This is a genomic window from Micromonospora sp. AB353 (genome assembly GCF_049538395.1).
GTDB classification, from domain to species: domain Bacteria; phylum Actinomycetota; class Actinomycetes; order Mycobacteriales; family Micromonosporaceae; genus Micromonospora; species Micromonospora aurantiaca.
Genome location: NZ_JBMVFV010000065.1, coordinates 1 through 26556 on the forward strand (window position 1 = coordinate 1; position 26556 = coordinate 26556).

The 26556-nt window shown below is 73.4% G+C and carries 19 protein-coding genes and 2 pseudogenes; 13 read left to right on the top strand and 8 right to left on the bottom strand.

Going from position 1 to position 26556, the window contains the following annotated elements; genetic code table 11:
- Window positions 1–177 precede the first annotated feature (177 nt).
- Entirely contained in the window at window positions 178–804 is a 627-nt protein-coding gene (locus tag ACPCK6_RS22595) for an NADPH-dependent F420 reductase (RefSeq protein WP_423482148.1), read from the top strand.
- A gap of 58 nt (window positions 805–862) precedes the next feature.
- On the opposite strand, the gene ACPCK6_RS22600 is transcribed toward ACPCK6_RS22595, so the two are convergent.
- Window positions 863–2683, bottom strand: a complete 1821-nt coding sequence (locus ACPCK6_RS22600) for a VanW family protein (RefSeq protein WP_423482158.1) — start codon at window positions 2681–2683, stop codon at window positions 863–865.
- A gap of 189 nt (window positions 2684–2872) precedes the next feature.
- Here ACPCK6_RS22600 and nudC point away from each other — a divergent pair, with 189 nt between their 5' ends.
- Complete coding sequence (nudC, locus tag ACPCK6_RS22605; RefSeq protein WP_423482159.1) at window positions 2873–3814, top strand: NAD(+) diphosphatase; 942 nt, start codon at window positions 2873–2875, stop codon at window positions 3812–3814.
- Here nudC and ACPCK6_RS22610 read toward each other — a convergent pair.
- Both ACPCK6_RS22610 and ACPCK6_RS22615 read right to left on the bottom strand, forming a co-directional pair.
- Window positions 3717–4988 (bottom strand): annotated as a pseudogene (locus ACPCK6_RS22610) (lipopolysaccharide biosynthesis protein); the annotation flags it as partial. The gene nudC and the pseudogene ACPCK6_RS22610 sit on opposite strands and share 98 nt — an antisense overlap.
- Complete coding sequence (locus ACPCK6_RS22615; protein ID WP_423482149.1) at window positions 4964–9487, bottom strand: alpha-(1->3)-arabinofuranosyltransferase domain-containing protein; 4524 nt, start codon at window positions 9485–9487, stop codon at window positions 4964–4966. The pseudogene ACPCK6_RS22610 and the gene ACPCK6_RS22615, both read right to left, overlap by 25 nt.
- A 169-nt stretch (window positions 9488–9656) precedes the next feature.
- Here ACPCK6_RS22615 and ACPCK6_RS22620 point away from each other — a divergent pair, with 169 nt between their 5' ends.
- From ACPCK6_RS22620 to ACPCK6_RS22630, 3 genes are read left to right on the top strand one after another with little or no spacing between them, the layout of a single operon-like run.
- Entirely contained in the window at window positions 9657–11534 is a 1878-nt protein-coding gene (locus ACPCK6_RS22620; protein ID WP_396881092.1) for a hypothetical protein, read from the top strand.
- Window positions 11534–13243: an MmpA family trehalose lipid delivery protein gene (locus ACPCK6_RS22625; RefSeq protein WP_423482150.1), complete on the top strand. Its 1710-nt coding sequence runs from the start codon at window positions 11534–11536 to the stop codon at window positions 13241–13243. Before ACPCK6_RS22620 ends, ACPCK6_RS22625 begins: the two co-directional genes overlap by 1 nt.
- 35 nt (window positions 13244–13278) lie before the next feature.
- A complete protein-coding gene (locus tag ACPCK6_RS22630; protein ID WP_318336065.1) occupies window positions 13279–13473 on the top strand; it encodes a hypothetical protein in 195 nt (64 codons plus the stop codon).
- Here the strand turns inward: ACPCK6_RS22630 and ACPCK6_RS22635 are convergent.
- Entirely contained in the window at window positions 13458–14636 is a 1179-nt protein-coding gene (locus ACPCK6_RS22635; protein WP_396881093.1) for a glycosyltransferase family 4 protein, read from the bottom strand. The genes ACPCK6_RS22630 and ACPCK6_RS22635 overlap by 16 nt on opposite strands.
- Before the next feature lie 151 nt (window positions 14637–14787).
- Window positions 14788–16029: an acyltransferase family protein gene (locus ACPCK6_RS22640; RefSeq protein WP_396880791.1), complete on the bottom strand. Its 1242-nt coding sequence runs from the start codon at window positions 16027–16029 to the stop codon at window positions 14788–14790.
- Between the two features lie 113 nt (window positions 16030–16142).
- Between ACPCK6_RS22640 and pgfA the strand changes: the two genes are divergently transcribed.
- The 3 genes from pgfA (at window position 16143) to ACPCK6_RS22655 (ending at window position 19915) form a co-directional block, all read left to right on the top strand.
- Window positions 16143–17300 carry a cell envelope lipid trafficking protein PgfA gene (pgfA, locus tag ACPCK6_RS22645; RefSeq protein WP_396880792.1) on the top strand — a complete coding sequence of 386 codons (1158 nt, stop codon included), beginning with the start codon at window positions 16143–16145 and terminating at the stop codon, window positions 17298–17300.
- A gap of 393 nt (window positions 17301–17693) precedes the next feature.
- Window positions 17694–18317, top strand: coding sequence for a DUF6230 family protein (locus tag ACPCK6_RS22650; protein ID WP_396880793.1), 624 nt, complete (start codon window positions 17694–17696; stop codon window positions 18315–18317).
- Window positions 18318–18394: 77 nt separating this feature from the next.
- Window positions 18395–19915, top strand: coding sequence for a DUF6114 domain-containing protein (locus ACPCK6_RS22655; RefSeq protein WP_423482151.1), 1521 nt, complete (start codon window positions 18395–18397; stop codon window positions 19913–19915).
- A 45-nt stretch (window positions 19916–19960) separates the two neighbouring features.
- On the opposite strand, the gene ACPCK6_RS22660 is transcribed toward ACPCK6_RS22655, so the two are convergent.
- Window positions 19961–21631 (bottom strand): DUF885 domain-containing protein, encoded by a 1671-nt coding sequence (locus ACPCK6_RS22660; protein ID WP_318336060.1) that lies wholly within the window; start codon window positions 21629–21631, stop codon window positions 19961–19963.
- Window positions 21632–21704: 73 nt separating this feature from the next.
- On the opposite strand from ACPCK6_RS22660, the pseudogene ACPCK6_RS22665 reads away from it, so the two are divergent.
- A pseudogene (locus ACPCK6_RS22665) lies at window positions 21705–22801 on the top strand (DMT family transporter); the annotation flags it as partial.
- On the opposite strand, the gene ACPCK6_RS22670 reads toward ACPCK6_RS22665, so the two are convergent.
- The gene (locus ACPCK6_RS22670; protein ID WP_396880795.1) at window positions 22684–23754 is read right to left on the bottom strand and encodes a PHP domain-containing protein; all 1071 of its coding nucleotides are present in this window, start codon (window positions 23752–23754) and stop codon (window positions 22684–22686) included. The pseudogene ACPCK6_RS22665 and the gene ACPCK6_RS22670 overlap by 118 nt on opposite strands.
- Before the next feature lie 71 nt (window positions 23755–23825).
- A complete protein-coding gene (locus ACPCK6_RS22675) occupies window positions 23826–24557 on the bottom strand; it encodes a M23 family metallopeptidase (protein ID WP_396880796.1) in 732 nt (243 codons plus the stop codon).
- Window positions 24558–24729: 172 nt separating this feature from the next.
- On the opposite strand from ACPCK6_RS22675, the gene ACPCK6_RS22680 reads away from it, so the two are divergent.
- From ACPCK6_RS22680 to ACPCK6_RS22695, 4 genes are all read left to right on the top strand, one after another.
- On the top strand, window positions 24730–25026 hold the full coding sequence (locus ACPCK6_RS22680; RefSeq protein WP_318336459.1) for a hypothetical protein: 297 nt from the start codon (window positions 24730–24732) through the stop codon (window positions 25024–25026).
- A gap of 72 nt (window positions 25027–25098) precedes the next feature.
- Window positions 25099–25269: a hypothetical protein gene (locus tag ACPCK6_RS22685; RefSeq protein ID WP_166457820.1), complete on the top strand. Its 171-nt coding sequence runs from the start codon at window positions 25099–25101 to the stop codon at window positions 25267–25269.
- 122 nt (window positions 25270–25391) lie between these two features.
- Window positions 25392–25916, top strand: a complete 525-nt coding sequence (locus tag ACPCK6_RS22690; RefSeq protein ID WP_396880797.1) for a tRNA adenosine deaminase-associated protein — start codon at window positions 25392–25394, stop codon at window positions 25914–25916.
- A gap of 148 nt (window positions 25917–26064) precedes the next feature.
- A complete protein-coding gene (locus ACPCK6_RS22695) occupies window positions 26065–26532 on the top strand; it encodes a nucleoside deaminase (RefSeq protein ID WP_396881094.1) in 468 nt (155 codons plus the stop codon).
- Window positions 26533–26556: the final 24 nt, after the last annotated feature.

Below are 26556 nucleotides of genomic sequence, written 5' to 3' on the forward strand. Positions count from 1 at the left end.
TGGCCCTGAATTGCGTTCTCCCCCGGAATCACCACGCCGGGCCGCCTCCGTCTCGTACCGTCGAGCCGGGACCGTCGAACGCACGTCCGCCCGCCCGCCGGCTCGGTGGCGCGAAACGTGACGTGTCGTACGCCGGGACCGTGATCGGGTCCGACCGCACGGGGTACAGGAGTGGGCATGGAGATCGGAATCATCGGGTCGGGGCACATCGGGGGCACCCTCACCCGTCGTCTGCGTTCACTCGGTCACGACGTCGCGGTGGCCAACTCCCGCGGGCCACAGAGCCTGTCCGACCTCGCCGCCGAGACCGGCGCCCGGGCGGTGTCGGTGGAGGAGGCCGTACAGGGCGCCGAGCTGGTGATCATCGCGATCCCGCTGAAGGCGGTGCCGCAGCTCCCGGCGGCGCTGTTCGACGGCAAGCTCGTGGTCGACGCCAACAACTACTACCCCCAGCGGGACGGCGACATCGCCGAGCTGCTCGACCGCAGCCTCAGCTCCAGCCGCTGGACCGCCGACCACCTCAAGGGTGCCCGGGTGGTGAAGGTCTTCAACAACATCCAGGCCGCGCACCTGATGGACGAGGGCAAGCCGGCGGGCACGGCGGGCCGGATCGCGCTGCCGGTGGCCGGCGACGACGCGGACGCCAAGCGGATCGTGATGGGCCTGGTGGACGAGCTGGGCTTCGACCCGGTCGACGCGGGCACGCTGGACGAGAGCTGGCGGCAGCAGCCGGACACGCCCGTCTACGGCACCGACCGGGACGCCGACGGCGTACGCGAAGGGCTGGCCGCCGCGCGCCCGTGAGAGACATGGAAAAGGCCCCGCCGGACGCGTCCGGCGGGGCCTTTCGGCGTTCGGTGGTTTAGTCGCCGCCGCCCGGCTTCGGGGCGCAGATGAAGCGCGGCTCGGCATCGTAGCGCCAGCTGAACTTCTCCCGCTTGAACACCTTGCCGTCCTTCTTGATGACCCGGTACGCGTCCTGGGCGAACCCGACGCTGCCGGTCGCGGCGATGCAGCTCGGCCCCGGCGTCAGGTAGACCGTCTTCGGCTGGGTGATGTTGCGGCGCGGGCCGTACTCGGTCTTCACGCTGTCGTAGATCTTGGTGCTCCAGATCGAGACGGTGATCGAGCTGGACGTGTACGACGTGTCGATCAGGACGCCGTAGGGCGTGTTGTTGCGGAACTTGAAGTCGAGCTGCGGCCAGTAGATGGTCGACTCGATCACCGCCGGGTAGCGGCTGAAGTAGAACGAGTGCGGCTTGTGCTCGACGTCCTCCAGCCCGGCGTAGTAGGTGGCGTTGAACAGCGTGGTGGTGAACTGGGAGACGCCACCGCCGACACCCGGCACCAGCTTGCCGCCGACGATCGTCGGCGCGTCCTTGTAACCCTGGTCGTAGCCGCGTTCGCCGGTGTGCCCGTTGAGCGAGAACGTCTCGCCCGGCTTGACCAGCGCGCCGTCCACGTCCTTCGCGGCGCGGACGATGTTCTGGCTGCGCGGCGACGAGAGGCCGCCGGTGAAGTGGGTGGTGAAGCTCGACACCCGCTCCTTGACGCCGAGCTTCGCCAGCTCCGCCTCGGTCAGCTCGGGAGCGGCCGGCTTCAGCTCGGCGGTCACCGTACGGCCCTCGGTCTTCGGGAGCACCGCGAGCAGCGCCGGGCCGAGCGCGGCGGCGTCGACCTGGCGTCCGGCCTTGCTGGGCAGCACCTTCGGCTTGCCGCCGCTGATCGTCAGCCCGGCGTCCCGCGGCTCGACCTCGAGCTTGGTCAGCTGGTCCCCGAGCGCGGTACGCAGCCGCTTGACGTCGACCTTCGGGGTGAGCGTGCCGGCGTCGTCGGCGGAGAAGCGCAGCGAGCGGGCGATGGCAGCGGGCGGGATGGTGACCGAGCCACCGTCGGTGGTGAGCGTGACCGGCGCGGCCACCGCCGGCCGGGCCAGCTCGGCGACGAGGCGGTCCACCTCCTCCCGGGTGGTCGCCGGCCACTTCTCGACGAGCGGCACGGTGACCGGCTCGGCGGCCAGCCACCCGGCCTTCACCACGGCGGTGGCGCCGTCGGTGTCGATCGTCAGCGCGGGCTTCGGGTAGACCGGTTTCGGTGTGGTGCCGGTCCAGATGATCGCCGGCATGGTCATCTCGCGACCCTGCGCGCCCATCACCTTGCGGAGGGCCGCACCCAGCTTGGCCTGGTCGACGGTGACCACCGGCTCGACCGCCCGGGAGCCGACGAGCCGGCTCACCGCGTGCGCGTCGGCCTCGGCCGCGGCCGCCACCGTGGCGTCCACGTCGATGGCGAGCCCCACCTCGGACGGCTTCAGCTCGGCCTTGTTCTCACCCACGACGACCGGGAGCGGGGCGTTGAGCGTGTCAGCCCGGCGTTCCAGCTCGGCGCGGAGCGCCTGGGCGGCGTCCGCCTTGCTCCGCCCGCCCAGCTCGGTGCCGAGCACCGTGGTGCCGCGGGGCACGTCGCCGGCGTACGCGTAGGCGCCCAGGCCGACACCGCCGGCGAGCACGGCCGCGACGATCCCCCCGGCCAGCAGCAGCCGGGCCCGTCGCGAGCGCGCGGGCTTGGTCGCGCCGCCTCCGGGTGGTGTGGCGACCGGCTCCATCTCGACGCCGGGCCAGCTCACCGCCGCCACCTTGATGGTGGGACGGTCGTCGGCAGCCGGCATCTTCTCGCCGTACATCGTCACTGCAACCTCGATCGGAAGTACACGCGGGGACCGCTTCCCCCGCGGGAGACACCTACGGTAACCAACGCTCGGGCCCGCCGGGAGGGTCCGGCCCGGCGGTCGTGTCGGGTGACCGCCGGTGTCGCACCGATCACCCGTTTCGGGGCCGTGCCGCGGTGCGGATCGTGGCACGGTGAGCTGGTGCTGACACAGGATCGGGTGCCGGCGTACGGCGGCGGATGGCTGGACCGGGCGGCGGCGCGGCGCACGGACGCGGACTGGCTGGCCGAGCGGCTGACCGATCCGGCGAGCGTGGTGCTGCCGCTGTGGCGGGACCGCTGCCTGGCCGACGGGGACGGCCCGGTCCGGCTCACCGGGGAGCGCGCGTCGGCCGTCCGGGCCGCTGCGGGCGAGACCGTCTTCCTCGGGCTCGACGGGGACGCCGCCGTGTTCGCCGCGGATCTGTCCGCGCTGGGCGAGCGGGCCGCCGTGGAGGCGGCCGCCGCGACGCGTGCCGTCGACCTGCGGGCGCTGGCCGGCCGGCTCGACCCGGCCGGGGCGGCTGTCCAGGCGTACGCCAGGGGGTTGCTGTCGTGGCACCGGCAGCAGCGATACTGCGGCGCGTGCGGGGCGGCGGCGGTGGCCGGTGGTGGTGGGCACGTCCGGACCTGCGCCGGCGCGGAGTGCGGGCGGCTGCTGTTCCCCCGGATCGAGCCGGCCGTCATCGTGCTCGTCGAGGCGCCCGGCCCGCCGGGGCGCTGCCTGCTGGCCCGGCACGCGGGCGCGGCCGAGGGGGCCTATTCGACGCTCGCCGGGTTCGTCGAGGTCGGTGAGAGCCTGGAGGACGCGGTCCACCGGGAGCTGGCGGAGGAGGCGGGGGTGACAGTCACCGACGTGACCTACCAGGGGTCGCAGGCGTGGCCGTTCCCCGCCGGTCTGATGGTGGCGTTCCGGGCCGTCGCCACCTCCGAGCACGTCCGCGTCGACGGCGTGGAGCTGCTGGAGGCGCGCTGGTTCACCCGGGCGGAGCTGCGGGAGCGGATCGCGTCCGGTCGGTCGCTGGGCCGGGTGGACTCGATCGATCACCTGTTGCTGGGTGACTGGCTGTCCGCCGACGCGCCGGCACGGCCATCAGCAGTGTGGTGACAGCGGCGGTGGCGAGGGCCGCGACGACGAGACCGCCGACGGTACGCGGGCGCACGATCGCGGCGACTGTCACCAGCGCCGCGGTGCCGAACCACAGTGGCGCCGCCGCCCACCTGACGCCCCCGGCGAGGCGGTCGTTGAGCAGCACGAACGTCACCGCGTAGAGCGCGCCGACGGCGGCGAACAGCGGCGCGTACCGGCCGAGCGCCGTGTAGTCGGGTCCGCCGACGAGCCGGAAGGCCAGCCCGCCGGCGACAGCCGACGCGCCCACCAGGACCAGACCGCAGGCACCGGTCACCGCGAGCGCGACGGTGCGGCTGCGGCGGTCCCCACGGGCCAGACGCGGCAGCGCCAGGACGGCGGCGACCTGCGGCGCCCAGAGCGCGCCCTTGGTCAGGACCGTCCCCACCGAGTACGCCCCGGAGCCCGAGGGCGGCAGCAGTTGCCGGGCCAGCAGGAGGTCGGCGTAGGAGACGACGAGCATCGCCAGTGTCGCGCCGCATCCGGCGGTCACCTGGGCGACGGTCAGGCGCGGGGCGGCCGAGGGACGCCGGGGCGTACCGGTGAGCCAGGCCAGCGCCGGTGGCGCCAGCGCGGCGGTGAGCGCACCGATCCCGAGCGCGCCGGTCAGGCCCGCGCCGAACAGCAGCCCCACGATCACCCCGCCGTAACGGGCGGCGGCCAGCAGCGCCATCGCGGTGGCGAGCCGCAGGAAGCGCTGACCGCCCTGCAGTTCGCCGAGCGAACGCGACGAGAGCACCACCGATGCGGTGGTGACCGCCAGCAGTGCCGGTACCACAGCCGGCAGGTCCAGCGCGGCGACGAGCACCGGCGTCGCCACCAGCAGCGCCCCCGCGCACACGGCGGCGGTCAGCACGGTGAGCCGCCGGGTGTCGGACGGGCCGTGCCGGGCGTGGTGCACCGCGACCGCGAGTTGCAGGCCGAGCCCCGGCACACCGGCGATGGCGACCAGGCCGAGGGCGGTGGCGAGCGCGCCGAGGTCGTCCGCGTCGAGCTTCCGGGCGGCGAGCACCGGCACCAGGTAGGCCAGGCCGTTCACCAGGACCCCGGCGAGCGTGACGGCGACGCCCGCCGCCCCCAGCCCGGTCCTCCGGCCGCCCGCCGGCTCGGGGCCCGGCCGGACCTCGCTCACGTGATCTCCGAGACGCGGGATACCGGTCCGCCGTCCGGTCCCGGCGCGGCCTCCGGCCCCGGCCGCCCGTCCGGGTCGGGCTCGGTGCGACCGTCCCGATCCGCATCCCGGTCCGGCTCCGGCTCGGCGTCGAGGTCCGGCGCTCGATCAGGGTCCGCGCCCGGGTCGATGTGGGCGGCGGGAGCGGCGACCGCGCCGGCGAGGGCGGGGACGGGCGTCGGCTGCCCGGCCGGCTCCGGCACCCGGGGAGCCGGCACGGTCACGGCCGCCGCCGAGGCCGGGCTGATCCGGCGTACCGGCCGTCGGCGGGCGGTCGTGGAGAGCCAGAGCGCGCCCAGCGCGGCGACGGTCACGAGTTGCGGCAGCGCATCGGTGTGCCGGTCGGCCGACTCCAGGTAGATCCATCCGGCGAGCACCACGAGCGCGCCCGGGAGCCACGTCTCGACGGACCGGGCGATCCTCCTGACCCGCCGGGGGTCACCGGTCCAGGGCAGGCGGCGCGGCCCGGGTACGGCGAGCATGAAGCCCACCGCGACCAGCAGGGCACCGAGCAGACCGCTGTGGAGCACGAGCGCGGCGGCGCCGACTGCCAGCAGCGGCAGCGAGCGGGTGAGCCGCCGCCGCGCCGCCGGTGCGACGACGACCGCGCGATCCCCGGCGGGCCGGCGATCGGGCAGCACCGCGAGCAGCACCACCACCGCCAGCAGGACGCCGCCGAGCAGCAGACCCATCCGGTACGGGGTGTCCGGCGTGAAGCGCAGCACCACGTCCCCGGAGACACCGGCGGGGAGGATCCAGCCCTGCTGCCAGCCGTCCACCACGAGCGGGGTGAGCGTCTTGCCGCCGATGGTCGCCTGCCAGCCGGTGTTGGTGTTCTCCCGGACCGCGAGCACCCGGTCGACGGAGTGCTCGGACACCCGTACCCGCCGCTCGGTGGCCGACCAGGAACCCACCTCGATGTCGCCGGCGGTGGCCTCCGCGGCGGGCGTCGCGGTCCGTGGCGTCAGCGCGACCCGGGTGGCGGTGGCGAGCGTGCTCGCGGTGGTGACGACGCGGTGCTCGCCGCTGCCCAGGTCGAGTTGCTTCGGCGTGGTCCGGCCGCAGGCGGTGACCGGCATCTCGCGCAGTTCCAGCAGGTCGCGGACGGTGCCGGTGAGCGTGGTGGTGATCCGGGACGAGCCGACCTGGAGCGTCGGGCCGGAGCCGCAGGCCAGCTTCAGCGGCGTCTCCGGGCGGGGTGCGACAGTGGTCCCGAGGGGCAGCACCGTCACCTCGCCGACAGCGATGGGCAGCGGCTCGGGCAGGCGCAGGCCGTACGGGTCGGTGCTGGTCGCGGACGGCTTGTCGAGGAACTGGATGGTGATCGAGTCGGTCCGCATCGGCGGGTCGAGCGTGAGCACGCCGTCGTTGGTGAGCAGGTTGCTGCGGAACCCGTCGTTGCCGACCACCCGGACGCTGCCGAGCCGGGTGGCGGCGGTCCCCTCCTCGACGGTGAACCGGATCTTGCTGATGACCTGCGGTTCGAGCCAGGTGAGGCGCAGGATCGGCGCCTCGTCGTTGAGTGCCGGTGACCAGGTCGTGGCCGGGTCGCCGTCGAGGACCGCGCCGGGCCGGCCGGCCGGGTCGGGTACCGCCGTCGAGGACGCGGTGACCTGCGGCGCGAGGCGCAACGGCTGGGCGTCGGCGACCAGCTTGTCCAGGGCGGCGTTCAGCTCCGGGCCGGGGGTCGGCCGGGCCCACAGCTTCGCGTCGTACGTCCCGGCCACCGGCAGCGTGAAGGTGCGGTCGATGGTGGAGCCGTCCTCCGAGCCGCGGATCGCGTCGGTGGAGCAGCGCGGCCGGCCGTCGACGGTGAAGCAGGCGGGCGTGGACGGGGCCGCCGACACGACCACGCCCGCGGGCTGGTCGGTGGCGGGGGCGGCGGGCAACTGGAGGGTCCGGCCGGTCTGGACGCCGGGGATCTTGATCTCGCTGATGCCGACCGACTTGTCGCCGAACGGGCGCAGGTCGAAGGCGGCGTCCACGGAGACCTCGACCTTGCGGGTGGCGTGCACGCCGGGCAGTTCGAAGACCATGTGGTCGCCGAACTGCTCGACGGTGCGGCTCTCGTACCCGGCGGTCACGGTGACCGTGGTGGGCAGAGCGTCGGCCTTCAGGTCGAACCACACCTCCACCCGGGTGACCCGGGTCGGGTTCGCCAGGTTCACCTCGATCCACTGCTTGTCGCTGTCCGAGTGCGGCGCCGACCGCCAGGACGTGGCGGTGTTCCCGTCCATCGCCGCGTACGGCTGGTATTCGGGCCGGGTGCCGCCGGTCGCGTCGATCTGGGAGCGGGCGGTGGAGGCGCGGATCCCGCTGATGCCCTCGAAACGCGCGACTGTCGACCACTCCGGCCCCCAGTCGGGCAGGTAGTCGTGCGCGGGCGCGGACACCGCGAAGGTGTCGTCGGCGGTGAGCGTCTGGGAGGAGTTGTCGCGCAGCCGGCCGAACGAGACGTCGCGCCGGCGCAGCCCGTCGGTCATCACGACCCGCCCGCTGGTCTCGCCGGCCTTCACGTCGCCGGCCAGGACCGTGGGCGCGGCGCTGAGCTGGCCGGAGGCGGCCAGGTCGAGCAGCGACTCGGGACCGCCGACGACTGTGGTCACGTCGTCGCGGTCGTACGCGACCACCGGCTGGACGGGCCGGTCCACCCGGTACACCTCAAGCGCCCGTCCGGGCACGTCCAGGCCCTGGTCGCGGAACTCGTCAGGGGTGTCGGAGCCACCGCGTACCGGGCCGAAGGACACGACGCGGGTCAGGCCGGGCGAGCGTTCCAGCGCCTGCCGCACGACCGCCGGGCGGGCCGTGTCCGAGCGGCCGTGGTCGAGGTCGGCGCGGAACAGGACGTGGCTGATCCCGGAGCGGGCGAGCAGGTCGGCCAGGCCGGCCGAACCGGCGCCCGTGGCGAGCGCCGACTCGATCGCGTCGAGCAGCCGGATCGTGGCGGGCGGGGTGAACGGGATGGCGTTGCGGACCGCCCACCGGCTGTCCAGCAGCGGCTGGGCGATCTCGTCGGTGGTGCTGCCCCAGTCGTACGCGGGGAAGCGCGCGCCGGGCACGACGAGGACGCGCCCGCGGCCGGTGTTCGCGTCCAGCCAGTCGGTGGCCTCGTGCCAGTAGCCGGGCACGTCCTTCACCGCTCCCGGGGTGGCGAGGCCACCGGCGAGCGCCGGTGAGGCGACGCCCGCGACCGCGACCATCGCCGTGCCGGCGGTGAGCCAGGCCCGGGCCGTGGCGCGGCCACGACGCGGCTCGGGCGCGGTCCGGGCGGCGCGTACGGCGAGGCTGACCAGGTGCGCCAGGCCGAGCGCCAGCGGCAGGCGCAGCAGCACGTCGAACTTGTGCACGTTGCGCAGCGGGGCGCCGATGCCGTCGAGGAACTGCTGCTGCGGCCCGGCGAGGATGTTCGGCAGGTCGCCTGTGTGCCCGAGCCCGACGAGCGCGACGCCGACCAGCAGACCGGTGATGAGGAACCGGCGGTGCGGCATCCCGCGCCGGGACAGGCCGAGCACCCCGAGCGCGGCCACCGCCAGGGTGGCCACCACGAGCAGCGTGTCGTTGGCCAGCCGGGCGCCGGCCGGGATGGTCGCGCCGAACGGGGACGCCAGGTACGCGACCCAGTAGGAGGCACCGCGCAGCGTCGTCACCGCGTCGGTGACGCTCGTGGTGTTGCGGGCGGTCTCGATGTAGTCCAGGAACGGCGGGCTGTACCTTCCGAGGACCAGCAGCGGGATCAGCCACCACGCGGTGGCCAGGGCGACCGCGCCGCACCAGGCCGCGAGGGCGGTGACGCGGCGGCGCAACGGCCGGAGCGTGGCGAGCCAGAGCAGGGCGAGCGGCACCACCGCCGCGACGGCTGTGGCGTTGACGCCGCCCGCGCAGGCGACGGCGACCGCCGACCCGGCGACCGCGCGGCGCAGCCGGGCACCCCGGGCGAGCCCCACGAGCGGGATGAGCACCCACGGCGCGACGGCGCTGGGCCAGGACTCCACCGACGACCAGCCGAGCTGGGTCAGGATGCGCGGGGACAGCGCGAACGCGACACCGGCGATCATCCGGCCGGCGGGGCTGCCGATGCCGAGCCGGCCCGCCAGCCGCACCACACCGAGGTACGCGACGCAGAACAGCAGCGCCCACCAGAGCCGCTGGACGATCCACGGCGCGATGCCCAGTTCCGTCCCGAGCAGGAAGAACGGGCCCATCGGCCAGAGATATCCGTACGCCTGGTTCTGGAGCTGGCCGAACGTGCCGGTGGGATCCCACAGGTGCAGCGAGCGCAGCAGCCACCCCGCCGGATTGACGTTCAGGTCGACCTTCGTGTCCGGTACGACCTGCCCGGGTGCCTGCTGGAAGGCGAGGGCGGTGAGCGCGAGGCAGATCGTCAGGTGCCGGAACCGGCGCGCCGTCTGGCGGGCACGGCCGGTCTCCCGGGCGGGGGTGTCCGTCCCCGTCGGCGACGTTGTCGTCCCGTCCGCACGCATTCTCGGCTCCCGTCTCCGCCGGCCGTACGCGCACCTGCAACATGACGCGTGTCGCGCGACGTTATCCGGACCGGACGCGCAGTGGCGACCTGGGGGCGCGGCGAGGCGTTATCAGGAGAACGGCCGTCCCCACGGCGTGTAAGCGTGTGGCAGGCTGCCGACCATGTCAATGCCACAAGCAGCGGCCGAGACGTATCCGGCAGCCGTCGGCGCGGAGGACGACGGACCCGGACCGATCGGTCGCTGGATCGCCGCCGACCGCGTCCGCGCGGTCGCGATCGCCCTCATCATCGTGTCCGTCGCGTCGCGCGCCGGGCTGGCCGCCCGTGGCTGGTTCTCGCAGGACGAGTTCGTCATCGCCGCGCAGGTGCTCGACACCCGCCTGGACCCGGACTACCTGCTGGGCACGTTCAACAACCACCTCATGCCGGCCGGGCTGGCGGTCGCGTGGCTGATGGTCCGGGCGGCCGGTTTCGCCGGCTGGCCGTGGATCCTGCTGCTGGCGGCTGGGCAGGCGGCGGTCGGGATCGCCCTCTACCGGCTGCTGCGTGACCTGCTGCGGCCCGGCTGGGGGCTGCTGGTCCCGCTGAGCCTGTTCCTGTTCAGCCCGCTGACCCTCGAGGTGTCGTCGCTGTGGCTGGTCGGGCTGCTCGTCCTGCCGCCGCAGCTCGCCCTGGTCCTCGCGGTGGCAGCCCAGGTCCGCTACGTGCGCACCGGCCGTAGGCGGCACCTCGTGCTTGTGGCGTTCTGGGTGGTGTTCGGCCTGCTCTTCGACACCAAGGCGCTGCTGATCGTGCCGCTGCTGTTCCTGCTGACCGCGTTCCTGTTCACCAAGGGCCGCGCGTGGCGCAGCCTGGTGAGCACTGTCGTGCGGTTCTGGCCGGCGTGGCTGATGCTCACCGTGCTGTCCGGGGCGTACCTGGCGTACTACCTGACCCGCCCGGCCCGGGGGCTGGACGAGCCCACCTCGGTCGGGCAGGTCTTCTCCTTCCTCGGCGACCTGATCGGCGACACGGTGGTGCCGGGCCTGCTGGGCGGGCCGTGGCGCTGGACGTACGCCGGTGACGGGCCGCCGCTGTCCGACCCGTACGACATCGCGAAGTGGCTGTCCTGGGCGGTGCTCGCGGCGCTGATCGTGGTCACCGTGCGGCGACGGCCGTCCGCCGGGCGGGCCTGGCTGCTGCTCGCCTGCTACCTCGGCCTGGTCGCCGCGCTGTTCGCGGTGACCCGGCTCGGCGGGCCGCTCGGGCCGCTGGTCGGCGTCGTCCCCCGCTACGTCGCGGACGTGGTGCTGGTGGCCGCGATCTGCGTCGGGGTGGCGCTGCTCGGGATGAAGGACCACGACGAGGACGACGTGTCCGCGTGGCCGCTGCCGACGGTGCTGCGGGAGCCGGGCGCCTTCGCCGTCGGCCTGGTCTCGATGGTGGTGCTGCTGGCCACCATCGGCGTGGGCACGCTGTGGAGCACCGCGCGGTTCGGCGACAACTGGAGCACCAAGCACGGCCGGGACTACCTGGCCACCACGCAGGCCGAGCTGGCCGCCGCGCCGCCGGGCACCGTCTTCTTCGACACGATCGTGCCGGACCGGGTGGTGGCCGGGTACTTCTGGCCGGACAACCTCCAGTCCCACTTCTTCCGTCCGGCCCAGCGCCGGCCGACGTTCGTGACGATGAGCGAGAAGCCGTCGACGTTCGACGAGAACGGCCGGATCCGTCCGGTGGTGGTCGAGGGACGCAAGGTCGCGCCCGGCACCGTGGAGGGCTGCGGGCACCTGGCCGAGGGCGGCCGGACCGCCCGGATCCCGATGGACGGCTACCTGGTGGAGTGGCCGTACGTGGTGCACTTCGGCTACGTCAGCTCCGGCGACTCGACGGCGGTGTTCAAGCTCGGCGACGCCACCCGCGAGATCACGCTCAAGAGCGGGCTGAACGACGTGTTCTTCATGCTGGAGGGCGCCGGGTCCGCCGTCGAGCTGACGGTGAACACGCCGGGAGTCAGGTTGTGCACCAACCTGATCACCATCGGCCGGGCGGTGCCGAAGCCGTAATGACCGGACGTCCCGCCGAGGGCGGCGGCCCCGCGGTCCGGCGGTGGCGGGAGGCGCTGCCGCTGTACCTCGTGGCGGTCGTCGCCACCGCGTTGATCCTGGCGCCGCTCGCGGCGCCGGGCTACGCGCTGCGGTACGACATGGTGTTCGTCCCCCGGCAGCCGCTGAGCTGGGATCTGGTGGCCCCGGCGCAGAGCCTGCCCCGGGCGGTGCCGATGGACGCGCTGGTCTCGCTGGTGACTCAGCTCGTGCCGGGCTGGGTGGTGCAGCGGGTGGCGCTGGCCGGTGCGGTCCTGTTCGCCGCCGTGGGCGCCGGACGGCTGGTGCCGACGCAGCGGCGTGCGGTGCGACTGGTCGCCGCCGTGGCGTACGCGTGGACGCCGTATCTGGCCGAGCGGCTGCTGATCGGGCAGTGGGGGCTGCTGCTGGCGTACGCCGCACTGCCCTGGCTGGTGCGGGCGGCGCTGGACCTGCGGGCGGGCCGTGACGGCGCGCTCGCCCGGGTGGTGCTGCTCGCCGCGCCCGCCGCGATCACCCCGACGGGCGGCCTGATCGCGCTGGCGACGGTGCTGGTGCTGGCGGCGGACCGGGCCCGGCTGCGGCTGTCGGCGGTAGCGGTGGGCGGTGTCGCGCTGCTGAACGCCCCGTGGATCGTGGCGGCCCTGGCCACCGGTGCGGGTGGCACGTCCGACCCGGCGGGTGTGGCGGCGTTCGCGGCGCGCGCCGAGAACTGGGCCGGCCCGCTGGTGGCGCTCGCGGGCACCGGCGGCATCTGGAACGTGCAGGCCACCCCGTCGAGCCGGTCCACCACGCTGGCCCCGCTGGCGACTGTGGTGCTCGTGGTCCTGGCGCTGGTCGGCGCGGGCCTGCTGCGGCGCCGGCTGCCGGCGGGCGCGGCGGTACGGCTGGGTGTGCTGGCCGGCGGCGGGTACCTGCTGGCCGCCGTCGCCGTGCTGCCCGGCGGCAATGCGGCGCTGAGCTGGGCGGTGGCGCACGTGCCGGGCGCGGGACTGCTCCGCGACGGGCAGAAGTTCCTCGCGCCGTACGCCCTCGTGCTCGTGGTGTGCGCGGCGCTCGGGGCCGAGCGGCTGGTGGCCCGGATCGACCGGGAGGTCGGCGGGATCGTGCTGGCCGGGCTGCTGCTCCTGCCCGTGGCCGCGATGCCGGACCTGGCGTTCGGCGGGGCCGGCCGGATCAGCCCGGTGCGCTACCCGGCGGACTGGCGGGCGGTCGCCGAGCGCCTGCCCGACGACCCGGGTGAGGTGCTCGCCCTGCCGCTGACCACCTACCGGGCCTATCCGTGGAACCCGGGCCGGGTGGTGCTCGACCCGGCACCCCGCTACCTGCCGGGAACCGTGCTCACCGACGACACGCTGGTGGTCGACGACGTGGCGGTGGCCGGGGAGAATCCGCGCCTGCGCGAGGTGCGCCGGGTGCTCGCCGAGGGGCGGCCCGTCTCGGCCACCGGCGTGGACTGGGTGGTGGTGCAGCACGGCACGCCGAGCACAGTGGACCCGGCCGTCCTGACCGGTCTCGACCTCCGGTACGAGGGCGAATCGCTGAGCCTCTACCGGAACCCGGAGGCGTCGGGACCGCCGCCGCGGACCGGAGCGAGCCGCTGGCTGGTCGTGCTGGCGTGCGGAACTGCCGTTCTGGCGGTCATGGCTGCCGCCTTTTCGACCCTACGCCGGCGAGCTACTGCGTGGTAACGTCCGCTCGCACGTCTCACCATCGGAGGAATGGCATGCGTAGAGCTTTGACCCTTGTCGTGTCCGGCCTGGTGGCGGCGTTGCTGGGGATCCTGGCCCTCGGCGGGCTGTCGGCCGCCGCGACCGCCACGGCGGACGAGGCCGCGGCCGAGGCGCGCAGCGCCTCGGAGGCGGCCAAGCGGGCCGGGAAGCAGGACCCGTACGCCCCCGAGGTCTACGGCAACAGGTAGGACGGGTCGCCCCGCCGCTGCACCCGGCGGGGCGAGTCCGCGGTCTCGAGCAGGGTCGCGAAGCGTTCCCCCGCCACCGGCCAGGTGAAGTTCGCCGCGTGCCGCCGGGCCTGAGCGCCCATCTCCGCGCGCAGTCCGTCGTCGTGCAGCAGCGCGCGCACCTTCGCCAGGTAGTCGTCGATGTCGTCGGCCAGCAGGCCGGTACGCCCGTCGACCACCGCCTCCGCGACGCCGCCCGCCTCCCGGAACGCCACTGTCGGCGTACCTGCCGCGCCGGCCTCCACGATCGTCAGCCCCCAGCCCTCCTTCAGTGACGGCGTCAGGGCGACCCAGGCCGAGGCGAGCAGCGCGGCCTTCTCCTCCTCCGTCACGAAGCCCCGGAAGTCCACCCGGTCGGCGATGTCCAGCTCGTCGGCGACCTCGCGAAGGTGCGACTCCCACCAGCCCTGACCGGCGACCACCAGCCGGAGCTGCGGCAGCTCGTCGGCGAGCGCCGCGACCGCACGCAGCGCCACCTCCACCCGCTTGTGCGGCACCAGCCGGTTCAGCGTCACGAGCAGCGGGAACGGGGCGCGCTCGGCGTCGGTGCGGGGCAGCTCCGGCGTGCCGTTGTAGACCACCGACACCTGCTCGGACGGTACGCCGAGGGTGGCGAGTTCGCGCCGGGTCGCCTCGGACACGGTGACGTACCGGCAGCGCCGGTAGACGCGTACCGCAAGCGACGACTCGACCCACCAGCCGAACCGGGCGGCCCACTGCGGCAGGACCACCGGCCACTGCTCGCGGTGCACGTGGTGGATCAGCTTGACCACCGGGCGCCGGGCCCAGAGCGGGGAGAGGAACGGCAGGCCGTTGCAGACGTCGACCAGGATGTCCGGCCGGCCGCCCCGGCGGGCGGCGAGCGGGCCGAGGCCGAACGCCCCGGCCAGGTAGCAGAGCGCGGCCCAGAGGTAGACGGTGTGCCGGCCGCCGCGCCGGACGAACCGGATGCCCTCGTCGTTCACCTCGTCGGCGGGAGCCTCGCGGTGCGCGGCGCAGAACAGGGTGGCGCGGAATCCGCGCGCCACCAGCTCGGCGGCGATCCGTTCCACGTACACCTCGGAACCGCCGCCCTCGGGGTTGCGAGTGTCTCGCCAGTTGAGGAACAGCACGTGTCCGGGCATGCCGAAGCGACGCTCCACGCGAACCCTACTCTCAAGTAATTTAGCGGTGCGCGTCACATTAAGGGCTCGGCTTCCGCCCGGCAATGCCCCGACCGGCGGCGTCGGGCCGCCGGCCGTCGCCGGGTGACTCGGGGTGAGCGGGGTGTTACTGCTAGGCCGGTGCCGCGACGTCCGGCGTGGTGGCCGGCGCGGGGACCGTGGTCACGGGTGTCCCGGACGCCGGTCCGCGCCCGGTCGGCCGGCGACGGCGCTGCGTGCCGAGCATCTGCAGCGGGCGCTCGACGCCGTAGTAGCTGGCCGCCGCGTACATCAGCCCGAAGATCATGGTCAGGGCGAAGACGTTGACGAAGTCGCCGGTGAACAGCGGCCGGTCCTCGAGCAGGTAGATCAGCTCGATGACCAGCGGGTGCCACAGGAACAGCCCGTACGACACGTGGCCCATCCACCGCGCCGACCCGGTGCTGAAGACCTCCTTCGCCCGGGTCCGGCCGCCGAACGCCACCGGGATCGTGATCAGGACGGCGATCAGGAGGTAGAGCGCCATCTTGGTGCCGAACTCGACGGCGGTCGGGCTGGTCAGGTCGCGCGGGCCGGCGATCGGCGTCGTCGCGATCGCCATCACCGCGACCGCCGCGCCCCAGCAGGCGAGCGGCGCCGAGGCGAGATCGTCGAGCACCCGGAAGGCGGCCGGCGCGGTGCCGGTACGCAGGGCCACGTGCGCCGCGGCCAGCGCCATGCCGCCGCCGAACCAGGCGCCGTACGACGGGAACCACATCGTGTGCAGCGCGCCGTCGAGCCAGCCGGCGCCCATCATGGCGACCCACGCGAGGGTCAGCAGCGCCCCGGACGAGGCGAGCAGGACGGTGCGGACGGGACGCCAGGTCCGGCCCACGGCGAGCACGGCGAGCAGTGGCAGGAGCAGGTAGAAGACGACCTCGGTGGCGAGGCTCCAGGTCTGGCTGAGCCCGTGCCGCAGCTGACCCGGGCCGTAGATCTGGGTGAGCGTGAGGTGACGCAGCCAGTCACCGGCCGACACCGGGTGGTTGCCGGGCAGGACGACGAAGCAGACCACCACCGCCAGCCAGTACGCGGGCAGGATCCGCAGCGCGCGGCGCCAGAAGTAGCGCTTGGTGCGGGGCCGGGGCCGTCCGGTGGCGACGGTGAGCGCCCACGGGCGGAACAGCAGGAAGCCGGAGAGCACGAAGAAGATCGCCACACCCACGTCCAGGCGCGCCAACCAGCCGCCCCACGTGGTGTTCATGGTGACGGCGGTCTGGAAGCCGACGTGGTGACCGACGACCGCCACGGCGCCGATCGCTCGCAGCGCGTCGAGGGCGGGAAGACGGCCCGTTACCGGTGGCTCCGGGATTGTTGGCGTGGTGGCTGTGGACATCTGGACATCCAGGGGGTCGCTTTTGCAGGTGACTGGGGAGTAACCTCCCGCCAATGCTAAGGATCGGGTGCCCCGGACGACAGACCGTAGGGCGGCAGGTTACAGGAGGATGAGTGAAGCTTCGCGTGGGCGCCGCGCTCTTCGGGCTAGGTGTCTTGTTGCTGGTCTTCGCGGCCGGGCTGCCGTTCTATGTGGCCCCCGCCGTGACCAAGCTGCCCTATGACCTGGAACCAACGACGTCCGTCGCGGAGGCGAAGGGCGCGAAGTTCCTGCAGATCAAGTCCGAAGCGGGCGCGGTGAGCATCGAGGTGCCGCAGGCCGATCTCGTGTCAAGCGTCGAGGTCATCCCGCAGCCGGAGGACACCAAGGACCGCGTGCCCAAGGAGCTGAAGGGCGACGCGGTCATCTGGAACGTCTTCCAGACGGTCAAGCGCAGCGACAACCAGGATGTGATCAGCCAGTACAGCACCGAGCTGGCGCTCTACCGCATCTCCGGCGCGGCGGCGCCGTGGGACGAGCAGTGGCTCAACGAGTCCGGCGCGGAGCAGACCCCGGTCGGTAACGTCCGCTACTCGGGCCAGATCTACAAGTTCCCGTTCGGCACCGGCAAGCGTGACTACCAGGTGTTCGACCGCGACCTGAAGAAGACGTTCCCGGCGCGGTTCACCGGCACCGAGAAGATCAAGGGCGTCGAGACGTACCGCTTCGAGCAGCGGATCGAGAACGAGCCGCTGAACACCCCGGCGGACAGCGTCAAGACGCTGCTGGGCAAGTTCGCGCCGACCGCGACCAGCGGCCAGGTCGTCTACAGCAACACCCGTACGCTCTGGGTGGACCCGGTGACCGGCGCCTACATCAAGGTGCGCGAGCAGCAGTACAAGGAGCTGCGTCCGGACACCGGTGCCCCGACCGTGCTGCTGGACGCGGACTTCAACTACAACGACGACACGATCAGCCGCAGCGTCGAGACGGTGAAGGACAACCGTTTCAAGATCGGCATGATCAGTGTCTGGGGCCCGATCATCGCCGGTGTGCTCGGCCTGATCGCCCTGATCGCGGGCGTGTGGCTGGTGACCCGGCCCAAGGGTGACGGCAACGCGCGGCACCGCGCGGACGCGCCGACGTCCGACCCGACGCCCACCCGCGTCGACCAGGAGCCAGTGGGTGGCCCGCTCGACGACGAGATCCCGCCGGCGTCGACGAACTGGCGGTCCGACGATCCGTCGGTGCCGGCCCAGCGTTCGGGCGCCGGTGAGGTGGAGCGCCGCTGACCGGTGAGCCGGAAGCACGACGGAGGGGTGGGCCGCATCGCGGTCCACCCCTCCGTCGTGAAGATCTCCCATGCGGGCGAACCTACTTTACATTCGTTACTCGATTGTAACGGCGAGATATCCGGTGACTTTCCGTCGCTTTCACCGTCATCTATGCCCGGTTTGACGCGACATTTCGCCCTCCAGGCCGCCCCTGGCCTGGGATCTCGTGACGCCTGGTCACCTGCCTGTCTCGCCCTGGTGTTACCGCCGGGTAATCGGGGGGTTGTGAGCTGCACCGCATCGGGTGCACGATCAGGCTCGATCGTTACCCGTCGGTAACAGAGGACGGGCCCGGCGCGGGCCGCTGGTTCCCCCACCGGCCGCCGCGCACATTCGTTCGAGGAGGAACCCGTGCAGAATCGGCTCGACAACCAGGGTCGTACCCGGTGGCGGCGGTTCGCCGCCATGATCGTGCCCACCACGGCCGCCGCCGGTGCCATCCTGTTCGGCATGTCGACCGGCGCCATCGCCTCCGACATCACCGTGTCCGGGCAGACGTTCAAGATCGGCGCCGAACGCCTGGAGGGTGAGGGCTTCAAGCAGTACGGCGGCATCGTCCGCGAGAAGGGCGAGGACGGCAAGGCCGGCGCGACCCGCCCGGTCGCGATGGCCGAGATCAGCAGCGCCGAGCTGTACAAGCTCTGCCAGTCCGTCCGCGCCGACCTACCCGGCCTGCCGGTGGTGCTCACCATCAACGCCGGTGAGGGCAAGGACCCCGCCCGGGCCAAGGACCTCGTGATTGCGATGGACTCGCTCGAGGGCGACGCGACCTTCACCAACATCAAGATCGGACGCGACGCCAGCGACCTCAACCCGACGGCGCAGCGCGGCTCGTTCGGCCAGAACTCCGACCGGGTGACCATCCGTGACCTGAAGCAGGTCTCCCGCTACACCACCTCCTCGACGTTCAACCTGGTCGGACTGCGACTCAAGGTCAACGTGGGCGACGACGCCAAGGGCAAGGAGTGCTTCTGAGCTGAGCACGGCCCGCGGTGGCCGACCACCGCGGGCCCGCCCGACCGTCCCCGTCCCCGCTCCGCCAGGAGGAGTACGTGACAACCGTCGACCCGTCCCACGCCCGGCCCGGCACCGCGGCCCGGGCATGGCGGACCTTCCGCCGCTGGCAGCGGAGCCGGCCGTTCTGGGGTGGCCTGTTGATCATCCTGGCCGGGGTGGAGATGCTCGCCTCCACCCGGTTGACCCTCAACGGCCTGAGCTTCAGCAGCGGCGCCACCGGCCTGCTCTCGCTGCTGATCCCGGCCATCCTGGTGACGTGCGGGGTGCTGCTCTGGCTCAGCCCGCCGCAGCGGCTGTTCTACTCGATCGTCGCGGCGATCACCACCGTCTACTCCCTGATCGGGCTCAACCTCGGCGGCTTCTTCCTCGGTCTGCTGCTCGGCATCGTGGGCAGCGCGCTCGCGTTCGCCTGGGTGCCGACCCCTCCGGCTGGTCCCGCCGGTCCGGCCGCCGACGAACCCGGCACCGAGGCGGACGCCGAGGCCGGCACCGTCGTGGACGGGCAGCCCGTGGATACACAGCCCGCGGACGAGCGACCGACCGTCGAGGTGCCGGCCGGCGTACGGCCGGCCGTCGAGCAGCCGACTGCCGAGCGGCCGGGCGGGGAGCGGCCGGTCCCTCGGCAGTCGGTGAACGGGCAGGCGGCCGGATCCGACGGCGGGCCGCCGGAGTGGGCGGGCCGTTCGGCGGACCCGCGCGCCTTCGGCATCGTCCTCGTGGTGCTCGGCCTCGCCGCCGGCGGCCTCGCCGTGCAGCCGCGCGCGGTGCAGGCCGCCCCGAGCAAACCCGCCGCCAGTGCCTGTCCGTCGAAGCCCGCCACGCCGACGCCCGGCGCTAGCGCACCCACGGCGACGCCCACCCCGTCGCCGAGCGCGAGCCCGACGCGGGAGGGCAACATCATCACCGACTTCTTCGAGGGGATCGGTGACCTGTTCACGGGCAGCAGCAAGAAGAACGAGACGCCCTCGCCCACCCCGACCGCGAGCGGATCGGCGGCCCCGACGAGCAAGCCGGCGACCCGCCCCGGCTCGACCGACTGCCCGGCACCGGGCAAGCCGGGCAAGGAGGAACCGGCGAAGCCCGGCAAAGTGGAACCCGGCAAGCCCCTGCCGCGGATCGCCGCGGACCCGAGCCTGCCGAAGGTGGGCCAGACGCCGTCGAAGCTCACCGGCACCAAGGTGACCATGACCGGGCTGCGGTTCGAGGGGATCACCGACCTGCAGACCGAGCAGGGCTCGCTCAAGGTGCTGAAGTTCAGCATGAAGGAAGCGGTGACCGACGACTTCCTGCTGGTCGCCGACGGTCCACGCGGTCGCACCCAGCGGTACGCGACCCCTCAGCTCGTCGTCCGCGACGACGTCGCGTTCTACTGCACCCGGTTCGTCGGCAAGCTCATCGGCATCAAGCTGACGCTGACCCCGGACCTGCCGCTCCCGGACGGGCTGCCGGTCACGCTGCCCTTCAAGGTGACGTTCACCGACCCGGTCATCGACCTGGCGTACGTCACCAGCAACACGCTCACCGGCGAGCCGCTGCGGTTGACCCTCGGCGCGTAGGGCGACGGGTGCCGGCGGTGCGTCCGCCGGCACCCGCACCTCGGCTCAGATCCGGGCCAGCGCCTTGCGCAGCGGGTCGAGCCCCAGCGAACCCAGGTCGAGCGCCCGGCGGTGGAACTCCTTGAGGTCGAAGTCGGCGCCCTTGCGGGCCTTCGCGTCCTCCCGGGCCTGCAACCAGATCCGCTCGCCCACCTTGTACGAGGGGGCCTGACCGGGCCAGCCCAGGTAGCGGTTCAGCTCGAAGCGCAGGTTCTCGTCCGGCACCCGGCAGTGCGCCCGCATGAACTCCCAGCCCAGCTCCGGCGTCCACCGCTCACCCGGGTGGAAGCCGAACGGGTTGTCCTTCGGGATCTCCAGCTCCAGGTGCATGCCGATGTCCACGATGACCCGGGCCGCGCGCAGCGCCTGCCCGTCGAGCATGCCGAGCCGGTCACCCGGGTCGTCGAGGTAGCCCAGTTCGTCCATCAGCCGCTCGGAGTAGAGCGCCCAGCCCTCGCCGTGCCCGGAGACCCAGCACAGCAGCCGCTGCCAGCGGTTGAGCAGGTCGGCCCGGACGGCGGTCTGGGCGACCTGGAGGTGGTGACCCGGCACGCCCTCGTGGTAGACGGTGGTCACCTCGCGCCAGGTGGAGAAGTCGGTGATGCCCTGCGGCACCGCCCACCACATCCGGCCCGGCCGGGAGAAGTCCTCGCTCGGGCCGGTGTAGTAGATGGCGCCGTCGCTCGTCGGCGCGAGGCAGCACTCGATCCGGCGTACCTGCTCCGGGATGTCGAAGTGGGTGCCGTTCAGCTCGGTGATCGCCCTGTCGGCGAGCGCCTGCATCCAGTCCCGGAACGCCTCCTTGCCGCGTACCGTCCGCGCCGGGTCGGCGTCGAGCGCGCGTACCGCGTCGTCGACCGAGGCGCCGCGCCCGGCGATCCGCGCGGCCACCGCGCGCATCTCGGCCTCCAGCCGGGCCAGCTCCGCGAAACCCCAGGCGTACGTCTCGTCCAGATCGACTGTCGCGCCGAGGAAGTACTGCGAGGCCAGTTCGTAGCGCTCCCGCCCGGCGGCCTGCTTGTCCCGGCCCACCGGTGCCAGCTCGGTGCGCAGGAACTGGCCGAACTCGGCGGTGGCGGCGGTCGCGGCGGCGGCGCCCTTGCGCAGTTCCGCGCCGAGCGCGCCGTCGGCGTCGAGCCGCTCGACCAGGCCGTGGAAGAAGTCGTCGCCCTCCGGGTCGACCCACACGTCGCACTGCTTGGCGACCTCGACGAGCTGCACCCGCGAGCTGACCCGTCCGGCGGCGGCGGCCTCGCGCAGCGTGCGCTTGTAGCCGTCGAGCGCGGACGCGAAGCGGTTGAGCCGGGCGGCCACGTTCGCCTTCGCCTCCTCGCCGTCGGTCGGCATGAGGTCGAAGACCATCCGGATCTCGTGCAGCCCGCTGGAGATCACGTTGACCTCGCTGCCGGTCTCGCCCGCCTCGTAGCGGGCCAGCTCCAGGCCGAGGCGTTCCTGCATGGCCTCCTGGGCGGTCCGCTCCGCCTCGGTCTCCGGCTCGGTCACGTCGAGTTCGCCGAGCGTGCGGCGGGCCAGGTCGGCGCGGGCCGCGTAACCCTCGGGCGACAGGTCGTCGAGCTGGTCGTCGTAGCCGGCGATGCCGACGTAGGTGGCGCCGGTCGGGCTCAGCGGGGCCCACTCGGCCACGTACCGGTTGGCGAGGTCATCGATTCGTCCCACGAGGCGACCCTACGTGACCCCGCATCCGGAATACCGCGCGACTTCGTCGGACCTCTGCGGCAGAGTGTCAGGGGTGACCGTCGAGATCACTCCTGACCGGGCCCCGGTACGCAGTTGGCTGCCCGGGTTCGTCGCACTCGCCGCCATCTGGGGTTCCAGCTTCCTGTTCATCAAGGTCGGCGTGGCCGAGCTGCACCCGGTGCACCTCACCCTCTACCGGGTGGCCACCGGCGCGCTGACGCTGCTCGTGGTGCTCGCCGTGCTGCGCGACCGGCTGCCCCGCGAGCCCCGGGTCTGGGCGCACATGCTCGTGGTGGCCGCGTTCGGCGTCGCGGTGCCGTTCACCCTGTTCGGCTACGGCGAGCAGCGGGTCGAGTCGATGCTCGCCGGCATCTGGAACGCCACCACGCCGCTGATCGTGCTGCCGCTGGCGGTGCTGGTGTTCCGCACCGAGCGGCTGACCGCCCGGCGTGCGGTCGGGCTGGGGCTGGGCTTCGTCGGCGTGCTCGTGGTGCTCGGCGTCTGGGAGGGCGTGGGCGGTGCCCACTTCGTCGGCCAGCTCATGTGCTTCGGCGCGGCGGCCTGCTACGGGCTGGCCATTCCGTACCAGAAGAGGTTCGTCGCGGGCAGCGCGTACTCCGGTCTGTCGCTGTCGGCGGCGCAGCTGCTGGTGGCGACCGCGCAGCTCGCGCTGGTCGCGCCGTTCGTCGGCACGCCGCCGTCGCCGATCGGCCTCTCCCCGCGCGTGGCGGCGAGCGTGCTGGCGCTCGGCGCGCTCGGCACCGGGCTCGCCTTCGTCATCAACATGCGCAACATCCGGCTGGCCGGGGCGAGCACGGCGTCCACAGTGACCTACCTGATCCCGGTGTTCGCGGTGCTCGTCGGCGCGGTGGTGCTGGGCGAGCGGATGAACTGGCACCAGCCGGTCGGCGCGTTCGTGGTGCTCGTCGGCGTCGCTGTCGCCCAGGGCCTGTTCGGGCGGCGCCGCCCGCGCCCGGACGCGGTGGCACCCACCGCCCGTCCGGCCGAGGCGGCCACCCGGGGCTGACTCCTCAGCCGCGGCCGGCCGTCCACTTCACCAGACGGTCTGCCGTCCAGGTGTTCACCACCCGCTTCGCCGGTACGCCGCACAGCGCGGCCCGCTCGCAGCCGAACCGCTGCCAGTCGAGCTGGCCGGGCGCGTGCGCGTCGGTGTCGATGGCGAACCGGCACCCGGCCTCCAGCGCGAGGCGGATCAGCCGCTTCGGCGGGTCCTGCCGCTCCGGCCGGGAGTTGATCTCGACGGCCACGTCGTGCTCGGCGCACGCGGCGAAGACGGCGTCCGCGTCGAACTCGCTCTCCTTACGGGTACGCGCGCGGTGCCCCTTGTCGCCGGGCCCGGTCACCCCGGCGGGCCGGGAGGAGACCATCCGGCCAGTGCAGTGGCCGAGGATGTCCAGGTGCGGGTTCGCGATCGCGGTCAGCATCCGGCGGGTCATCTTCGCCCGGTCGTCGTTGAGGCCGCTGTGCACCGAGCCGACCACCACGTCCAGGCGGGCCAGCAGATCCTCGTCCTGGTCGAGTGAGCCGTCGGCGAGGATGTCCACCTCGATGCCGGTGAGAAGGCGGAAGCCCTTCGGCAGCGCCTCGTTGACGGCTGCGACGTGGTCGAGCTGCTTGCGCAGCCGTTCCGCGGTCAGGCCCCGGGCCACAGTGAGCCGGGGCGAGTGGTCGGTGAGCACGAGGTATTCGTGGCCCAGCTCGACCGCGGCCAGCGCCATCTCCTCGATCGGTGAGCCACCGTCGGACCAGTCCGAGTGGGTGTGGCAGTCGCCGCGCAGCGCGTCCCGCAGCTTCGCCGCCGCCTCGTCCAGGTCGGTGCCCTCGGTCGCCAGCAACCGGCGCAGGTAGACCGGCTCCTCGCCGGCCAGCGACTCGGCCACGCAGCGGGCGGTCACGTCACCGACGCCGGACAGCTCGGTCAGCTTGCCGGTGCGGGCCCGCTCGGCCACCTCGGCGGCGGGCAGCGCGCCGAGCGTCTTCGCCGCCGACCGGAACGCCCGCACCCGGTAGGTGGCCTCGTTGGCCCGTTCCAGCAGGAACGCGATCCGGCGCAGGTCGGCGATGGGATCCCGGGCACTCATGTCCTGGAACCTACGCGCATTCGCCGCCCGCCGGGTGACCCCGCACCGCGAGCCGGTCAGCCGCCGCGCGCCTACCGGCCGGGTGCGGCCGGACAGCCGTGCTTGCGCTGCCAGGTGGTGACCTCGGCGACCGGCGAGCGGTTGCCGCCCTTGCGCCACGAGTTCAGGTACGGCGCGGGCCAGACCACTCCCCGGCGGATCCACCAGTCGTCACTGCCCGTGCACTTCGGGGAGAGCCCGAAGTGCAGGTGGCAGACGTTGTTGGCGTTGCCGGTGCGGCCCACCTCGCCGAGCTGCTGCCCGGCGCGTACGCGTACCCCGGCGTCGACACCGGCGGCGATCACGCTCAGGTGCGAGCCGTAGTAGCGCACCCCGTCGTCGCCGAGCAGCGAGACCGAGAGCCCGCCGTTGTCCGGGCCCAGCGGCCCGCGCTTGTCGAACCTGTCGACGCGGCTCACCTCCAGCACCACGCCGTCGGTGACCGCCACCACCGGTTCCCCGCAGTCGGCGAACACGTCGGTGCCCGGGTAGCCGCCGTGCGTCGGGTGATAGTCGACGTTGCCGGACCGCACCGGGAAGACCCGCTTCACGTCGGCGCGCGCCGGCGACGGCGCGGACGACGAGGATGCGGCCGACGACGGGGCCGGATCGGCGGGCTGCGCCGCGGTCGCCACCGCGCTCGGTTCCTGCCACCTGTCGGCGCGCCCGGTGGAGGCGGCGCACCCCCCGGCGGCGAGCGCCGCGACGAGCAGCAGGACCGGGTACGCCGGCCGCGTCCGGCGTCCGATCGATGGCGAGCGCATCCGGTCATCCTGACAGACCACTACCGTAGGGACGAATGCCGAACGCGGGACGGGTGATCCGGGAAGGGGGGCGGCGGTGACGCACGGATGGCACGGCGGACCCGAGGGGACCGGTCCGGGGGCGTTCCCGCCACCGCGTACGCCCTCCGGGCTGTTCCCGTCGAGCACGTCGATGCGGCCCAGCTACCGCGAGCCGTACCCGATCACCGGCGCCGGCGTCGCAGCCGGCGCGCTCGTCGCGTTCGCCTGGTTGCTGTTGTTCGGGCTGCTCGGCGGCGGCGTGGCCGGTTACGCCTGGTGGACGCTGCTGGCCGGCGGCCTGGCGTGGGTCGCCGCCGCGGTGCTGGTCCGTCACGGCGACCGGGGGGTGGCGACGGGCGTCGCGATCGTCACCGCCGGTGGCTGGAGCATCGCCGCCGGGATCGTCGCGATGCGCTGGGCGCAGACCGGAGACTGGCCGCTCTGGTGACCTTCGGTGCCGGTTTCGCTGCGTAGCGAAGGCCACCTTGACGTACGCGTGAGGACGGTCCACGCTCGCGGTATGGCCTGGACCACACCGCCGCGGCTCGACCCCGAGCGGAGCCGCCGTCGCCTGCAACTCCTCGCCGAGTTGGCCGGTGCCCGTGCGGTGCAGCAGCGGCAGCGGCCGCAGCGGGCCCGCACCGAGCGACTGCGCCAACTCATCGCCACCCGCCGGCGCGTCGTCGGCTGACCGGCTTTCTCTTCAGGAACGGCCGGCCCATACGGGGCGTTGACCGCTCGCCCGCCGATCCGACCGGTTAACGTGCATCGCGTGACGTGTCGGCGTGCTGCCGAGGCTGATTTGGGGGGACCGTGTCGTACTTCGCTGCTGCCGTGGCGCGCGTCGACGGCGGCTGGACCGCCGGTGAGGTGAGCCTGCGCGGCGTCACCGACATCGAGGAGGTGGCCGACCGGCTGCGCGACGTCGAGCCGGACGCCGACCTCTCGCTGCTGTTCGTCGAGGCCGACGACACGTACCTGGTCATCCTGCGCCTGGACGAGGGGGAGGACCTGCGGGTCTTCGGCTCGGACTCGGCGTACGCGGAGGAGTCCCGGCTGGGCGCGCTGCTCGTCGGCGACCTGAAGACCTCGGTGACCGGGCTGGAGGAAGTCGACGAACCGCGCACCTCCGCCGGCGACGACGACAGCGAGCAGCCCGCCGTGGACCCGGAGGCCGACCCGGTCGGCGACGCGGACCTGCTGGCCGACCTGGGCATCCCGGCGCAGAAGCTGCTGGCGCTCTGCGCGCACGAGGGCTCCATGCCGGCCGACGTGACAGCCGAGATCTGCCAGGTGCTCGGCTGTGTGGACGAGGTCGAGGAGCTGCGTGAGGTCTGAGCCCGGGGAGTCAGTGACGCCCGGCGCCGCCGAACCGGCAGACGCGACCGATCCGTCGCTGGAGACCGTACGCCCGGGGCAGCCCACCCCCGGCCGGGCCGCGCGCGTCGGTCCCGGCGCCGACGAGGCGCTCGCCGACCCGGGCGCTGTGGGCCGCCGGCAGCGGCACGAGCTGTGGATGCGCCGGGCCCTCGAGGTCGCGGTGACCGGCCCGGACGGTGCGACCCCCGACGCCGACGACGTGCCGGTCGGCGCGGTGCTCTACGGCCCCGACGGCACCGAACTGGCGATCGGGCGCAACGAGCGGGAGCTGACCGGCGACCCGACCGCGCACGCCGAGGTGCTGGCGCTGCGGCGGGCCGCGCAGCGGCTCGGCCGGTGGCGGCTGGACGACTGCACGCTCGTCGTGACGCTCGAACCGTGCACCATGTGCGCCGGGGCGATCGCCCTGGCCCGCGTCTCGACAGTGGTGTTCGGCGCGTGGGAGCCCAAGACCGGCGCCGTCGGGTCACTCTGGGACGTGCTGCGCGACCGCCGCGTCACGCACCGCCCCGAGGTGTACGGAGGCGTGCTGGAACGCGAGAGCGCGGCGCTGCTGCGCGCCTTCTTCCGCTGAGGGGTTCTGGTCTTGTCTCAGGCG

Coding starts and splice junctions, on each gene's coding strand:
- ACPCK6_RS22680 (WP_318336459.1), top strand. CDS start 24,730: ATGCGGCCCAGCTACCGCGAGCCGTACCCGATCACCGGCGCCGGCGTC.
- ACPCK6_RS22675 (WP_396880796.1), bottom strand. CDS start 24,557: ATGCGCTCGCCATCGATCGGACGCCGGACGCGGCCGGCGTACCCGGTC.
- ACPCK6_RS22620 (WP_396881092.1), top strand. CDS start 9,657: ATGCCACAAGCAGCGGCCGAGACGTATCCGGCAGCCGTCGGCGCGGAG.
- ACPCK6_RS22640 (WP_396880791.1), bottom strand. CDS start 16,029: ATGTCCACAGCCACCACGCCAACAATCCCGGAGCCACCGGTAACGGGC.
- ACPCK6_RS22615 (WP_423482149.1), bottom strand. CDS start 9,487: ATGCGTGCGGACGGGACGACAACGTCGCCGACGGGGACGGACACCCCC.
- ACPCK6_RS22600 (WP_423482158.1), bottom strand. CDS start 2,683: ATGTACGGCGAGAAGATGCCGGCTGCCGACGACCGTCCCACCATCAAG.
- ACPCK6_RS22685 (WP_166457820.1), top strand. CDS start 25,099: ATGGCCTGGACCACACCGCCGCGGCTCGACCCCGAGCGGAGCCGCCGT.
- ACPCK6_RS22630 (WP_318336065.1), top strand. CDS start 13,279: ATGCGTAGAGCTTTGACCCTTGTCGTGTCCGGCCTGGTGGCGGCGTTG.
- ACPCK6_RS22625 (WP_423482150.1), top strand. CDS start 11,534: ATGACCGGACGTCCCGCCGAGGGCGGCGGCCCCGCGGTCCGGCGGTGG.
- ACPCK6_RS22635 (WP_396881093.1), bottom strand. CDS start 14,636: ATGCCCGGACACGTGCTGTTCCTCAACTGGCGAGACACTCGCAACCCC.
- ACPCK6_RS22595 (WP_423482148.1), top strand. CDS start 178: ATGGAGATCGGAATCATCGGGTCGGGGCACATCGGGGGCACCCTCACC.
- ACPCK6_RS22670 (WP_396880795.1), bottom strand. CDS start 23,754: ATGAGTGCCCGGGATCCCATCGCCGACCTGCGCCGGATCGCGTTCCTG.